Here is a 13,458-nt window from a genome sequence, read left to right as displayed (position 1 = left end):
TTCAATTTTCTATTATTTTTCGGTGAAGAAAACCCCAGGAATCCAACTCTTCTTGATTTTGGCCGTTTTATCAAGATCTACCGATGGGCTGTCTGTAACCTCAAATACATGGGTACCAATAGTAATCACATCGCCACTCTTTAACTCGGCAGTTTCAATCTTCTTACCTGCCACAAACACGCCATTGGTGCTGTCGAGATCCCGCAGGATATAAGCCTCGCCCTCTGGCTCAATCACCGCATGTTCGCCACTGGCGGTGGCATCATTGACATTGATGCTATTGTGCTTGGCACGCCCAATGGTGATCTTGCCACCCAGCTCATAGGTGCTGATTGGATCACCATCGACTAAATGACGTAGAAACAGCATGGCACCGCACTCCTCGTGTGTTAATACTCCATTGTTGGTCAATTAGGAGAAAATGGGAAGTGGGTAGCGTTAAAAACGATAACCGTGACACATCGATGGCTGAGGTGTTGGCTTGGTTGTTAGTTTAGGATTTCTAAATCCGGGTGAGCAGGAGGGAGTGTCCATCTGAAACACGCATGAAGCCATCCCTGGCGCTCTTCAGCGACGTCCGTGTCGCTGAAGGTTTCAGATGGACACTCCCTCCCACTCCCCCTACCTACGGAGAAACCTTAGCTTACTCTTGAAAATGGCAGGATCTGAGCGTAGGTACCCTGGGGGTCTTTTCAAAACCGTGGGCGACAGGGACGTCGCCGACGAGCGCCAGGGATGGCAATTGCGTGTTTTGAAAAGACCCCCAGGGTACCTGCGCGGGCTACGAAGCACCGAACCCGCAGCACAAACAAAAACGGCCACTTAAATAGTGGCCGTTTCACAATCAGAAATCGGAGTGATTACTCCCATTCAATAGTTGCAGGCGGCTTACTGGACACATCATAAGCCACACGGGAAACCCCGGAAATTTCGTTAATGATTCTGTTACTAACCTTCTCCAACAGCTCATATGGCAAGTGCGCCCAACGAGCTGTCATAAAGTCAACGGTTTCTACTGCACGTAGAGACACAACCCACTCATAACGACGGGCATCACCTACTACACCAACAGATTTTACTGGCAGGAATACCGCGAAAGCCTGGCTGGTTTTGTGATACCAATCGGCAGCGTGCAGCTCTTCCAGGAAGATTGCATCGGCTTCACGCAGGATATCGGCGTATTCTTTTTTAACTTCACCCAGAATACGAACACCCAGGCCAGGGCCAGGGAACGGATGACGGTAAACCATATCGTAAGGCAGGCCCAGTTCCAGACCAATCTTACGTACTTCGTCTTTGAACAGTTCACGCAGTGGTTCAACCAGCTCGAACGCCATATCTTCAGGCAAGCCACCCACGTTGTGGTGAGACTTAATCACGTGAGCCTTACCGGTTTTAGCCGCAGCAGATTCGATAACATCAGGGTAGATAGTGCCCTGCGCCAGCCATTTAACATCTTTCAGCTTGGCCGCCTCATCATCGAAGACTTCGATAAAGGTGTTACCAATAATTTTACGCTTCTGCTCTGGATCAGATTCACCTTTCAGCTTGCCAAGGAACAGCTCTTCAGCATCGGCACGGATAACTTTAACGCCCATGTTTTTGGCGAACATGTCCATCACCTGGTCGCCTTCGTCTTTACGCAGCAGACCGTTATCAACGAATACACAGGTTAGCTGATCGCCAATGGCTTTGTGCAGCAGCGCGGCAACCACAGAAGAATCTACACCGCCGGACAGGCCCAGCAGAACCTTATCGATACCTACCTGCTCACGTACTTTGTTGATGGCATCTTCAACAATGTTGGCTGGCGTCCACAGCGGCTCACAGCCACTCAACTCCAACACAAAGTGTTCAAAAATACGCTTGCCCTGCAGGGTGTGAGTCACTTCCGGGTGAAACTGAACACCGTAGAAATCTTTTTCTTCACAGTACATGCCGGCGATAGGACAGGAATCGGTCGATGCCATTAACTCAAAACCTTCCGGAATTTGAGTCACCTTGTCACCGTGGCTCATCCAAACGTCCAGCAAGGATTCACCATCGTGACCTACATGATCGCGAATATCGTGCAGCAGAGCGCTTTTGCCGTGCACTTTAATTTGCGCATAACCAAACTCACGCACATTGGATGGCTCAACTTTACCACCCAGCTGCTCAGCCATGGTTTGCATGCCGTAGCAGATACCCAGAACAGGAACGCCCAACTCAAACACACACTGAGGCGCGCGCGGAGACTCACCTGCGTGCACAGATTCTGGACCACCGGCCAAAATAATACCGCGAGGATCAAAATCGCGAATTTCTTCCTCGGTCATATCGAAGGCGCGAATTTCAGAGTAAACACCAATTTCGCGAACGCGACGCGCGATTAACTGGGTGTACTGCGAACCAAAGTCGAGAATCAAAATACGCTGAGCGTGAATATCTTGGGTCATTGAAAAATCTGCTAACTTGTTGAGGTTTTAAATTGGGAAAAATAAAAACGGTGCATTACCTGCACCGTTTTTTTTATTCAGCGATTAACGTCCGCCAATCGGGTAGTTCGGCGCTTCTTTAGTAATCTGTACATCGTGTACGTGAGACTCACCCATACCGGCGGTAGTCACACGAACAAACTCAGGTACGGTGCGCATGGTTTGAATATCACGGCTGCCGGTGTAGCCCATAGCCGAACTCAAGCCACCCATCATCTGATGCACAATAGCCGCCATTGGGCCCTTGTAAGGCACACGACCTTCGATACCTTCTGGTACCAGCTTCTCAGCACCCTGACTGGCATCCTGGAAGTAACGGTCAGAAGAACCCTGGGTTTTCGCCATAGCGCCCAGAGAACCCATACCACGGTAAGCTTTGTAAGTACGCCCCTGATACAGCTCAACTTCACCTGGCGCCTCTTCAGTACCGGCAAACATGGAGCCCATCATTACGGCACTGGCACCAGCGACAACCGCTTTTGCGATATCACCGGAGAAACGAATACCACCGTCAGCAATAACCGGCACACCAGTACCATCCAATGCATCAACCACATTAGCGATAGCAGAGATCTGCGGCACACCTACACCACTGACGATACGGGTAGTACAGATAGAGCCAGGACCAATACCCACTTTTACGCCGTCAGCGCCGGCTTCAACCAGCGCTTTGGCTGCATCACCCGTAGCAATATTGCCACCGATAACCTGAACATTTGGGTAAGCCTCTTTAATTAGGCGAACACGATCGATAACGTTCTTGGAGTGACCGTGGGCGGTATCAACAACCAGCACATCAACGCCGGCTTCGATCAAGGCTGCAACGCGATCATCAGTATCAGGACTGGTACCTACAGAAGCACCTACGCGCAGACGACCTTCAGGGTCTTTACAGGCGTTAGGATACTTCTCGGCTTTATCCATATCCTTAACGGTAATCATGCCGCTCAAGGCAAAGGCATCATCGACTAGCAATACCTTTTCGATACGGTGTTTGTGCAACAGCTCACGAACCGCTTCTGGTGCAGCGCCTTCCTGGGCAGTAACCAGCCTGTCTTTTGGTGTCATGATGCTGGAAACCGTGGCATCCAGATCAGATTGGAAACGCACATCACGGCCGGTCACGATACCGACCAGATCGCCGTCCTGCATCACAGGGAAACCGGAGAAACCGTGTTGATTGGATAATGCTACCAACTCACGAATGGATGCTTCAGCCTCGATAGTTACAGGATCACGTACAACACCAGCCTCAAACTTCTTAACAGCGCGTACTTCCTGCGCCTGCTGCTCAATGGTCATACTTTTGTGAATAATGCCAATGCCACCTTCCTGGGCAATAGAAATGGCCAGGCGGGCCTCGGTAACCGTATCCATCGCGGCAGACACCAGCGGGATATTCAGGTCAATTTCACGGGTTAGCTTTGTTCTCAGGGATACATGCTTGGCGGTAATCTCGGAATAACCGGGTACCAGCAATACATCATCAAAGGTAAGCGCTTCCTGAGCAATCCGTAACATAGGGGATCCAACCTCAAATTAGGGGTTAATGGGCTGTCTGGGGGCAGTCTAAGCGGAGAATAATGCGCCTAAATGACAGCTCCGGGTAAACCCGAAATTATAAGGCAAAACAATGACCTGGGTAAACCAAATAGCGTCTATCCTGCCCACTTTCAGGGCAAGATAGACACGAAAAAACCAGAAATAGAGATTCTGGCTAGGAGACGAGCGAATCGAAGGTACTGGCAGCCTCTCGAATGGCCTCTTCGTCAGCCAAAAGCGCCTCAATATCAACGCCCAACACCTTTACCAGATCCTCAGGTATCGGCTCCTGATAATCCCCTTCCTGGGCATTAAGACGGCGACTGGTATAGAGAGCCAAATTCACCACACAAGCCAGGGAAGAGACCTCATCTTCACTCAGAGGATCTATCTGCTGGGCAATAGCCTCCTGAATCTCTTCCGGGAAGCGCCACAAACGGGCTAATTCTGCGCCAACTTCAGTGTAATCGATCGCCAATATACTTCTCTGGGTCGCCTGTCTTGCTCCGCCAGCGGCGATGGCCTTGGTCACCATCTGCATCTCTTCAGGAGCCACCACGTGCAGCAGCAACTCTCCCACGTTGTGCAACATGCCGCAGGTAAAGGCCGTTTCAGGATTTAATTCCACGGTCGATTTTTGTGCAATCATCTTGGCAATGGTCGCCACAGAGAAACTATTACTCCAAAACTCGGCCTTTTTCAGACCTTCGGTATCCTCAAACGCCCCAGTGACCCCCGAAGCCAATACCAGCGTCCGCAAGGCATTAAAACCTAACAGCACCACAGCATCATTGGCTGAGGTCACCTGCCGCGGCAGCCCAAACCGTGCCGAATTAGCCAAACGTAATACCTTGGCAGTAATGACCTGATCCATAGCCACCTTGCTGCCAATCGTGTCGAGATCAACGTTCTCGTCACTAAAACTGTCGATAAGCTCCTGCACCACCTTGGGAATGCTGGGCATGCGATGACTTTGCTCAAACAAACTTTCCAACTTCATGAACAACCCCTTTGTCATATCTTGCAAAAATAAACACCTACAGAAAGAGTCTAGCAGCAGATTCTCAGGATGCTTGGCAATAGCCCCAGCTCGCGTACAATGGGCGCCAATTACATTACGAATAAAAACAAAGACATACGTTTGTCACATTATGCTCAGCGAACAACCACAGCGTGAAATACTCTCCGTCAGCCAGCTAAACCGCCGCTCCCGGCAACTGCTGGAAACCCACCTGCCCCTGCTATGGGTGGAGGGCGAAATATCCAACTTTTCCCGCCCTTCCTCCGGCCACTGGTACTTCACCCTGAAAGATGCCCAGGCTCAAATTCGCTGCGCCATGTTCCGCAACCGCAATATGCGAGTGCGCCAACCTCCCCAACAAGGACAACAGGTATTAGTACGTGCGCGAGTTAGCCTGTATGAAGGCCGCGGCGACTACCAACTCATTGTTGAACATATGGAGGAATCCGGATTTGGTGCCCTGCAACGAGCATTTGAAGAGCTAAAACACCGCCTATACCAGCAAGGACTTTTCGCACCGGAACTCAAAAAACCGCTGCCAACCCTGCCCCGCCATATTGGTGTAATCACCTCGCCGAGCGGCGCAGCTATTCGAGACATACTGACCGTATTGGAAAGACGCTTCCCCATGACACCGGTTTCCATTTTCCCGGTTGCAGTACAGGGACAGGAAGCCGCACCGCAAATTTGCCGCGCCCTGGATAGCGCCAATCGCTTAAGCAATTGCGACGTACTGATTGTCGGTCGCGGCGGTGGTTCACTTGAAGACCTATGGCCATTCAATGAAGAAAGCGTTGCCTATGCGATAGCCAATAGCCGCATCCCTGTCGTTAGCGCCGTAGGCCACGAAGTCGACATCACGATCAGCGACTATGTCGCCGATATGCGCGCACCAACACCTTCGGCAGCGGCAGAATTAATCACCCCAGACGGCGATGAAATGCTGCAAACCTTTTGCGGTATGGAAGTATTACTGGAAGAAAGCGCTGCGAGAAAACTGCAACAGCTGCAACAACGACTCGACAGTTTACACGCCAGACTTCGCCATCCCGGCGAAAAACTACAAGCACAAAGCCAGCGACTGGACCACCTTGAAATTCGTTTGCAACAGGTGATGCACCAACGCCTACAAACTACTCGGTTACGTCTCGACAACCTGGCAAGCCGACAGAGCTATTTGCATCCGGAAAAACCAATCCAGCAACACAAAGAAGTGGTAAAACAGCTGCAAAACCGCCTTACAACACAGATGAGCAACCAGCTTGAACGCCAAAAACAACGTCTTGGTAAAGCGGTTGATCTTCTGGATACCGTTAGCCCGTTAAACACTCTAAAACGCGGCTACGCCATTACTTCTCATCAGGATGGAAAAATTATTCGCAAGGCTACGCAGGTAGATATTGGCGAGCGCATTAATACCAAGCTTGGTGAAGGTGAATTAACTTGCGTTGTTGAAACAGTGAATTAACCTTCCCGATAAGAAAACCTAAATCGACCTGAAGCTCGTGCTCCGTCATGGCCTCCCAGGGCCTTCGGAGGCAGGACGCCGACGTAGAGCGGGCATGGATGCCGAAAAGCGTGCCCTGGGAGGCCATGACGGAGCACGAGCGCCACGAACTAATTTAGAAGCATTCAACAAAAACTAACACCAACTAGCCTCCCCAGCCGGTTGCCTCAACAACTCTTCCACATTAGCCGCCAACACCCGATATCCCACGTTGCCATATAAAATCTGACGCCCACCATCGAGCACATAAGAAGGGCTACCCTTAAGAGACCACTCGTGAGCTAACTGATAATCACGCATTAATGCAGCCATAGCCTCACCGGAACCAATACATTTTGCGATAGCTTCAGCATTGCCCCCTGCAGAAGCAGCCATCTCCAACAACCGGTCTTGATCACTGATATCAAGCGCATCTACATAAAATGCAGAACGTACCGCCAAGGCAAGTGAGACAGACGCCTCTTCCGAACAGGTCAGCTCAACAGCCTTCAGCAACAGGTGCGCATTGGCCGACGTACTTGGCTGAACCTGCGTCCATACATCTGGGTTAACCGGCGCAGTATCATAAGCAGATGCCGCTTCCACAACATGGCGACTAAAACCATCAAATAACTCACGATCAAACCACTGGCGAACTATTTTGCCTTTGGCATCACCAAAAATATCAACGTAGCGATAATGCCAGTTAATTTTATCGCCAAATGTGCTGTTGAGTTCATCAATGCGACGCTGCGCAATCCAGGCCCAGACACACAACACATCACTGTAGTATTCGATGGTGACTTTTCTTTCCATTATCGCTTATTCCAGGGCATACGAGCTAAAAGTAACCCCATACCGCAGAACCCCGTCAATCCCGCAACCATCAGCCCCGCACCAACAAAGGCACTCAATCCGTAAAAACCAGGATTAACAACAGCTCCCAGTACCACACCCAAAAGCACTAATGAGCCAGCCGCTACAAGCACCTGCCGCTCCAAAGGAATAACATTTTTTTGAGCAGTTTTATTCAGCTCGATACCAATCGTGTCGACACCGCCGTCCATCAAACAGAGCTCTCCTTCAGACCAAAGCTGCAATTGCTTGGCCGCCATTTGACTACGCTGCCCCGTTTTACAAATCAAACACACCTTGGTGGCCTGCAACCCCAATTCAGCCAGCAGTTTATTTAAACCTGCAGGCGAACAATCACCCAAGGGCAAATTGACACTGCCCGGTACGTGACCACCGGCATACTCAGCTGGCCCTCGAACATCAACCAAAAGATCGCCAGCATTTTTATGCTGTTGCCATTGCTGAAAACTGATAGTGGCAAAACTCATTATCACTTCCTCACTCAGGATAAAAAATTACTTGGCAAGAATATTAATCGGGACAATAAATATCTTTAAGCACCCGGATAACACGCCCGACCTCATCGCCGAGCAGACGGTAATAGATAGTTTGACCTTCGCGCCGGGTAGCAACCAACTGCGCCTCCCGCAGACTTGCCAAATGTTGCGAAAGTGCAGACTGGCTTAAAGGAATCAGCTCATTAAGTTGCCCTACCGACAGTTCATCAAACATCAGGGTGCACAGAATCATCAGTCGATTACGGTTGCTCAGCTGCTTCATCAAATTTGCAGCTTGCTCGGCATTGGCTGCCAACGCCTGAAGATCAGCGGCAGTCACTGCTGGGGAGCTCTCATCCGTAGACATAAATCACCATATCGATACCATTGTTAAAACAATACATTAGATATTGCTAATTTAGCAACATCTAATATTAAATAAAAACCAACTTCAAACCATTGAAAAATGCATAAGAGTTCACACTTTGCAGCCTAAAAACAGACCCATCCTCGAAAAAAGGCATATCTGAACTAGACTATTAGCGCCCTAACCGACGACAGCCGCCCATTCGCAAGGAGCATTAAATGAAAAGTCCGATACTGATCGCCACTCTGATCTCAAGCCTAATCGCTATATACGCACAAGCCGAAGAAGCAGAATCCTCGGCCGAACAAACCGCTGTGGCAGAGGCCGCTAGCGAAGCAACACCTGAATCTGCAGCCGAAGAAACTGTTGAGGAAAATACAGAAGCCATGGCCGCCGATAGCGAGCCGCCGCTTGCCACGCCTGAAGATCTCAACAGCATTCGCTACAGCTGCTCAAATCAAGCACTTGTCCGCCGTCTGGAAATTGATTATCTAAACGCCCCCGAACAGGTGCCGTGCGAAGTGAACTACTACAAAGATACCGAGATGCCAGACACCAAAGAAACCCTCTGGCAGGCACAAAACACACAGGGCTACTGCGAAGACAAGGCCCAGGGTTTTATTGCCAAACTCAGCAACTGGGGCTGGGAGTGCGAAAAGCTCTGACAGATAGTCCTGGTCGCATACATCCGTATGCGACCTAATCATCTGAAACCGACTCTTTTAAGTTGATTAAACGGGCGTCTAACGCGGTAACAACACCCGTCTTGGCCGAACCTTTAAGCTCAGCCTGAATACTCTCCAAGCGCTCGTGGACACCGGGATGAGTTTGAAAAAACACCTGCCAGCGATCATCATCACGTCCCTCTGACATTCGATTAAAGAACTCTTCGGCACCAGACACATGTCCATAATGCTGGGCTAACAATATGAGTGCAGCCGTATCGGCTTCACGCTCCATATCACGATTAAACGACAACAAGGTCAACATACCCGTTTGGGTCATCAAGGCTTGCACAGCTCCGGTATCGGCCCCCAGTAAACCCAATACTAACTGCAGTAATACGCCTCGGCTTAGTGCCTGAATAGGATGACGCAAATTGATATGGGCCATTTCATGGGCAACCACCATGGCAAGACCATTTTCGGATTCAATGGCTTGCACAAGCCCAGTAGTCACAAAGATATGTCCGCCCAGTGTCGCAAAGGCATTGGGGGTCTCTTCATCGATCAAGTGAAACTGGTAGACAATATCCCCTACCGGGCCTTGGGTTGCCGCCAACGCCTTACCCAATTCCAGCAACGCAAGCTCTGCGTTATCGAACTGATCATTCTGCTGCGTCGATTGAGCAGCCTCCTCCTCCGAGACCTCTTCCGTAACCTCCGCCACGGGCGCCGCCAAACGTTGCTCCCACGAGAAAGGCATCTTTGGTGCTAGCCATTGTGCCATGACACTTAACACCCCAACCAGGATCACCAGTGCCAGCAACAACCCCGCCAGCATCAGCAGAAACTCTACTAAGGGATTTTCCTGGGAGGCATTAATACCTTCTGGGAGTTTGGGATTGCGACGGACGCGCATGGGATTAACCTTTAGCGATCAATGCTGTGCCATAGGCAAGCACTTCAATCGAACCAATTCCCTGCCCCGCCTGCCCCGAAATCTGACTGGTTTCAAATTTGGTATTGATAATCAGCTTTGCATTACAGTCCCTGGCTTGCTGCTGCATGCGCAACACGGCTTCGCGACGGGCACGATCCAGTAAAGACTCATAGGCACGTAAACGGCCACCGATCAGGCTGCGTAAACCGGCAGCAACCATTTTAAAATAATCAACCGACACCACCACACTGCCGCTTACCAAGTCGAAATCGTGGCCCATATGCTCATGATCCGGTAAGCGTTCGGTGGTCACCACAATATCGCGAAACTGATCTTCACGATCAATCAGACTGCGATAATGCCTATGCTCTGCTCGACGCCCAAACACATAACCCAACGTCAGCAAGAGCAGAAATATGCCTAGCTGTATCAGGGCTTCCATTAGCGATCCTCGAGCTTAACAGCAGTCCCATAAGCCAAAATTTCCGAGGCACCAGCAGCGATGGCTGAGGTGGCAAAACGCACATTCACCACCGCATTCGCACCTATTGCTTCGGCCTGCTGCCCCATGCGCTCCAACGCTTCCTGACGCGATTCCTGCAACAGCTCGGTGTAGCCGCTTAGTTCTCCACCGAAGATATTTTTCAGCCCAGCCATAATATCTTTACCGGCATGCTTGGCGCGGACAGTACTGCCCTGCACCAAACCTAAATGCTCGACAATACGCTTACCAGGTACCACTTCAATATTACTGATCAACATACAGCAATCTCCAAAAATACAGAGGGAACGAGGGAGAAAAATGGAACGCTGGTGGCCCAAATGCAGTTAGATAGCACCAAGAGGGCCAGCAAAGCCACCAGCAGAGAGAAAGAGAGTGAAACTACATCCTTATTCATTGTCATCCTTTTATAGCCAATTATCCTGGCCGCACAGCGCTATTTTTTCTTTTTGTTTTTAGCCTTGGCCTTCTTAAAGTGATTGGTCAGGCGTTGCTTTTTCGCCTCCTGACGCTTGGTCAACTTGTTTTTACGACCAGCAAACGGGTTATCCGTCGACTTAAATTCTATACGGACTGGTGTGCCGTGTAGTTCAAGCGCTTTACGGAAAGTCTTTTCCAGGTAACGCACATAGTGTGGTGGTACCTTATCGGTTTGGTTGCCATGAATCACAATAATGGGTGGATTTTTACCACCGGCATGAGCATAACGCAGCTTAATACGATGACCGTTAATGGTTGGCGGCTGATGCAAGCTAACGGCATATTCCAGAATACGGGTCAGATGGTTGGTCGAGAGTTTTTCTGTCGCCGAGTTGTAGGCTTTCTCAATAGACTCATACAAGTGCCCCACCCCGGTACCGTGCAAGGCAGAGATAAAGTGGCAATCGGCAAAATCCACAAAGCGTAAACGGCGATCCAGCTCTGTTTTAATATACTGCTTGTGCTCGTCTTCCAGACCATCCCATTTGTTTAACGCGACTACCAAGGCGCGCCCAGATTCAATCACCTGGCCCATCAGGTGCAGATCTTGCTCAACAATGCCCTCACTGGCATCCATCACCAGCACCACAACATTGGCATCCTGGATGGCCTGTAAGGTTTTAACGATGGAGAACTTTTCAACGCTTAACTTGACGTTTTTGCGGCGACGAATACCGGCAGTATCGATAATGGTATAGGGCTTCTCGTTACGCTCGTAGTTGATATAAACACTGTCACGGGTTGTACCCGGTTGGTCATAGACTACAACGCGGTCTTCACCCAACAGACGATTAACCAGGGTGGATTTACCGACATTAGGACGGCCGACAATGGCCATTTTAATGCCTTTGGCTTCGTCATCCTCGGCGTTTTCTTCCTGCTCGGGAAAGGTATCCAGCACTTCGGTCATCAACGACTTAACACCGCGACCATGGGTCGCGGTGGTTGGATAAACCTCACCAATGCCCAGTTCGTAGAACGGCGAGATCGCCACATCGTGGTTTACCCCGTCGACCTTATTGGCGACCAGGTAGGTTCTTTTGTTATTCACCCGCAGGTGTTTGGCAATCATTTCATCGGCGGCCGTCAGACCTGCACGACAATCCACCAAAAACAGCACCACATCAGCTTCTTCGATGGCCAACAGCGACTGACCTGCCATGGCAGAATCAATGCCCTCTTCATCGCCACTGATACCACCGGTATCCACCAACAGGTATTTGCGGCCCGCCAGTTCAGCCTCACCGTACTTTCGATCACGAGTAAGCCCCGCGTAATCAGCAACCAGCGCATCACGGCTTTTGGTTAGGCGGTTAAACAGCGTGGATTTGCCAACATTGGGGCGGCCGACCAGGGCAATAACAGGAATCATGGGTGCCTTACTTCAGGAAAAACAATCTAAGATGAGGGTATTGTAAAGCAAAGAGGCCGGAACCGCTAAAAAGTGGTTCCGGCCTCTTTGTGTAATCTAGCTGAGGGTTATTCTACGACGGTTAGGGCTTCCAGCTCACCGCTATTACCCTGGACATACAGGACATCACCAGCACTGGTCATAGGTGCGCGAACACCGGCTCCATCGACCTTGCGACGCGCAACAAACTCACCGTCGGACTGGTTCATAATATGCACGTAACCTTCGAAATCGGCTACTGCCAGGTAATTGCCAAAGGTCGTGCTGGCGCCCAGACGGCGACGTACCAGCTGGTCGTTTTCCCACATCAGCTGGCCGCTGGTGGCATTGTAGGCCTTCACCTTGTCATCACTGTCTACCAGGAAGATATAACCCAGGCCTGCAGACAGGTTTTGATAGGTTGAATCTTCATGGGCCCAGATAGGACGACCGTTGCCACGGTTCAACGCCATAATACGGCCCTGATAGCTTGCGCCGTACAGGATATCGTTCACCAGCAGCGGCGCACCTTCGATATCGATAACACGATCCAGCTCTGTACGACCTTGCGCTACAGCCAGACGCTGAGACCAACGCAGGATACCGTCATCGGCACTGATCGCCAGGATTTTACCGGAAGAGAAACCGGCATAAACGGTATTTTCAGTGACCAGAGGTGCAGCGGTACCTCGCAATGTCAGTGCTGGCTGTACAGTGTCATAGCGCCAGCGCTGCTCACCATCTTCAGCATTGAGTGCGATCACTTTGCCGTCCAGGGTTTGCACAGCAACAATGTCGCCATTTCCTGCAGGTGGAGCTAAAACTTCACTGGACACCTGCTGACGCCACAGTTCGGCACCACTACCTGCATCCAACGCCACAACCAAACCAGAAAGCGTACCGACAAATACACGGCCCTTACCCAGACCTACACCACCGGAAATACGCTGCTCCAGCTCAACTTCCCACTGCTCGCGACCACTGTTGCGATCCAGCGCCACGACATTACCTTCATGGTCTGCCGCATAAAGTACGTCACCTTTAATGGCAGGCTGTAACAGGTTGTACTGTTCACCCATACCATCGCCAATGCCTTCGCCCCAGAGTTTATCCAGATCCAGGTTGGACTCAATATCAACCAGCTCTGCCGGCTCTAGATCAATGGAATCGTTTGAGGAACATGCAGTTAATAAGGCCACACAGGCCATTGTTGAGGCAAATGTTGCGAGTCGTTTCATT

The 13,458-nt window shown here is 50.5% G+C and carries 14 protein-coding genes; 2 read left to right on the top strand and 12 right to left on the bottom strand.

Annotation, left to right across the window (positions count from 1 at the left end):
• Nucleotides 1–12 precede the first annotated feature (12 nt).
• From ACGHZ6_RS10355 to ACGHZ6_RS10340, 4 genes are all read right to left on the bottom strand, one after another.
• Nucleotides 13–369, bottom strand: a complete 357-nt coding sequence (locus ACGHZ6_RS10355) for an FHA domain-containing protein (RefSeq protein ID WP_390618775.1) — start codon at nt 367–369, stop codon at nt 13–15.
• A gap of 491 nt (nt 370–860) precedes the next feature.
• On the bottom strand, nt 861–2,438 hold the full coding sequence (gene guaA / locus ACGHZ6_RS10350) for a glutamine-hydrolyzing GMP synthase (RefSeq protein WP_390618774.1): 1,578 nt from the start codon (nt 2,436–2,438) through the stop codon (nt 861–863).
• 84 nt (nt 2,439–2,522) lie between these two features.
• A complete protein-coding gene (guaB, locus tag ACGHZ6_RS10345) occupies nt 2,523–3,998 on the bottom strand; it encodes an IMP dehydrogenase (RefSeq protein ID WP_390618773.1) in 1,476 nt (491 codons plus the stop codon).
• 196 nt (nt 3,999–4,194) lie between these two features.
• Nucleotides 4,195–5,019 carry an HDOD domain-containing protein gene (locus ACGHZ6_RS10340; RefSeq protein ID WP_390618772.1) on the bottom strand — a complete coding sequence of 275 codons (825 nt, stop codon included), beginning with the start codon at nt 5,017–5,019 and terminating at the stop codon, nt 4,195–4,197.
• A 151-nt stretch (nt 5,020–5,170) separates the two neighbouring features.
• Here ACGHZ6_RS10340 and xseA point away from each other — a divergent pair, with 151 nt between their 5' ends.
• Nucleotides 5,171–6,508, top strand: coding sequence for an exodeoxyribonuclease VII large subunit (gene xseA, locus ACGHZ6_RS10335; protein ID WP_390618771.1), 1,338 nt, complete (start codon nt 5,171–5,173; stop codon nt 6,506–6,508).
• Between the two features lie 174 nt (nt 6,509–6,682).
• On the opposite strand, the gene ACGHZ6_RS10330 is transcribed toward xseA, so the two are convergent.
• The 3 genes from ACGHZ6_RS10330 to ACGHZ6_RS10320 are packed head-to-tail and all read right to left on the bottom strand — an operon-like array spanning nt 6,683 to nt 8,245.
• Complete coding sequence (locus ACGHZ6_RS10330) at nt 6,683–7,342, bottom strand: DsbA family protein (RefSeq protein ID WP_390618770.1); 660 nt, start codon at nt 7,340–7,342, stop codon at nt 6,683–6,685.
• A complete protein-coding gene (locus tag ACGHZ6_RS10325) occupies nt 7,342–7,869 on the bottom strand; it encodes a rhodanese-like domain-containing protein (RefSeq protein ID WP_390618769.1) in 528 nt (175 codons plus the stop codon). The genes ACGHZ6_RS10330 and ACGHZ6_RS10325 overlap by 1 nt, the downstream gene beginning before the upstream one ends.
• Before the next feature lie 43 nt (nt 7,870–7,912).
• Nucleotides 7,913–8,245: an ArsR/SmtB family transcription factor gene (locus ACGHZ6_RS10320; protein ID WP_390618768.1), complete on the bottom strand. Its 333-nt coding sequence runs from the start codon at nt 8,243–8,245 to the stop codon at nt 7,913–7,915.
• A 218-nt stretch (nt 8,246–8,463) separates the two neighbouring features.
• On the opposite strand from ACGHZ6_RS10320, the gene ACGHZ6_RS10315 reads away from it, so the two are divergent.
• Nucleotides 8,464–8,910: a hypothetical protein gene (locus tag ACGHZ6_RS10315; RefSeq protein WP_390618767.1), complete on the top strand. Its 447-nt coding sequence runs from the start codon at nt 8,464–8,466 to the stop codon at nt 8,908–8,910.
• 34 nt (nt 8,911–8,944) lie between these two features.
• Here ACGHZ6_RS10315 and ACGHZ6_RS10310 read toward each other — a convergent pair whose 3' ends face one another.
• The 5 genes from ACGHZ6_RS10310 to bamB all read right to left on the bottom strand — a co-directional run bounded on the left by ACGHZ6_RS10310 (nt 8,945) and on the right by bamB (nt 13,457).
• The gene (locus tag ACGHZ6_RS10310) at nt 8,945–9,826 is read right to left on the bottom strand and encodes a M48 family metallopeptidase (RefSeq protein ID WP_390618766.1); all 882 of its coding nucleotides are present in this window, start codon (nt 9,824–9,826) and stop codon (nt 8,945–8,947) included.
• A gap of 4 nt (nt 9,827–9,830) precedes the next feature.
• Nucleotides 9,831–10,289, bottom strand: a complete 459-nt coding sequence (locus ACGHZ6_RS10305; RefSeq protein ID WP_390618765.1) for a YbjQ family protein — start codon at nt 10,287–10,289, stop codon at nt 9,831–9,833.
• Entirely contained in the window at nt 10,289–10,609 is a 321-nt protein-coding gene (locus ACGHZ6_RS10300) for a YbjQ family protein (protein WP_390618764.1), read from the bottom strand. Before ACGHZ6_RS10300 ends, ACGHZ6_RS10305 begins: the two co-directional genes overlap by 1 nt.
• Nucleotides 10,610–10,785: 176 nt before the next feature.
• On the bottom strand, nt 10,786–12,201 hold the full coding sequence (gene der / locus ACGHZ6_RS10295) for a ribosome biogenesis GTPase Der (RefSeq protein ID WP_390618763.1): 1,416 nt from the start codon (nt 12,199–12,201) through the stop codon (nt 10,786–10,788).
• A 107-nt stretch (nt 12,202–12,308) separates the two neighbouring features.
• Entirely contained in the window at nt 12,309–13,457 is a 1,149-nt protein-coding gene (gene bamB, locus ACGHZ6_RS10290) for an outer membrane protein assembly factor BamB (RefSeq protein WP_390618762.1), read from the bottom strand.
• Between the last annotated feature and the right edge of the window lies 1 nt (nt 13,458).

It is taken from the genome of Maricurvus nonylphenolicus (genome assembly GCF_042854845.1).
GTDB lineage: Bacteria > Pseudomonadota > Gammaproteobacteria > Pseudomonadales > Cellvibrionaceae > Maricurvus > Maricurvus nonylphenolicus.
The sequence above is the reverse complement of the archived record's forward strand: the minus strand, read 5'-3'. Positions and strand labels throughout refer to the sequence as shown.

Bases quoted from the DNA above. Each gene is read 5' to 3' on its own strand.
- ACGHZ6_RS10310 (WP_390618766.1), bottom strand. From the start codon at position 9,826: ATGCGCGTCCGTCGCAATCCCAAACTCCCAGAAGGTATTAATGCCTCC.
- ACGHZ6_RS10325 (WP_390618769.1), bottom strand. From the start codon at position 7,869: ATGAGTTTTGCCACTATCAGTTTTCAGCAATGGCAACAGCATAAAAAT.
- ACGHZ6_RS10330 (WP_390618770.1), bottom strand. From the start codon at position 7,342: ATGGAAAGAAAAGTCACCATCGAATACTACAGTGATGTGTTGTGTGTC.
- der (WP_390618763.1), bottom strand. From the start codon at position 12,201: ATGATTCCTGTTATTGCCCTGGTCGGCCGCCCCAATGTTGGCAAATCC.
- guaB (WP_390618773.1), bottom strand. From the start codon at position 3,998: ATGTTACGGATTGCTCAGGAAGCGCTTACCTTTGATGATGTATTGCTG.
- ACGHZ6_RS10315 (WP_390618767.1), top strand. From the start codon at position 8,464: ATGAAAAGTCCGATACTGATCGCCACTCTGATCTCAAGCCTAATCGCT.
- guaA (WP_390618774.1), bottom strand. From the start codon at position 2,438: ATGACCCAAGATATTCACGCTCAGCGTATTTTGATTCTCGACTTTGGT.
- ACGHZ6_RS10300 (WP_390618764.1), bottom strand. From the start codon at position 10,609: ATGTTGATCAGTAATATTGAAGTGGTACCTGGTAAGCGTATTGTCGAG.
- bamB (WP_390618762.1), bottom strand. From the start codon at position 13,457: ATGAAACGACTCGCAACATTTGCCTCAACAATGGCCTGTGTGGCCTTA.
- ACGHZ6_RS10355 (WP_390618775.1), bottom strand. From the start codon at position 369: ATGCTGTTTCTACGTCATTTAGTCGATGGTGATCCAATCAGCACCTAT.
- ACGHZ6_RS10340 (WP_390618772.1), bottom strand. From the start codon at position 5,019: ATGAAGTTGGAAAGTTTGTTTGAGCAAAGTCATCGCATGCCCAGCATT.
- ACGHZ6_RS10320 (WP_390618768.1), bottom strand. From the start codon at position 8,245: ATGTCTACGGATGAGAGCTCCCCAGCAGTGACTGCCGCTGATCTTCAG.
- ACGHZ6_RS10305 (WP_390618765.1), bottom strand. From the start codon at position 10,289: ATGGAAGCCCTGATACAGCTAGGCATATTTCTGCTCTTGCTGACGTTG.
- xseA (WP_390618771.1), top strand. From the start codon at position 5,171: ATGCTCAGCGAACAACCACAGCGTGAAATACTCTCCGTCAGCCAGCTA.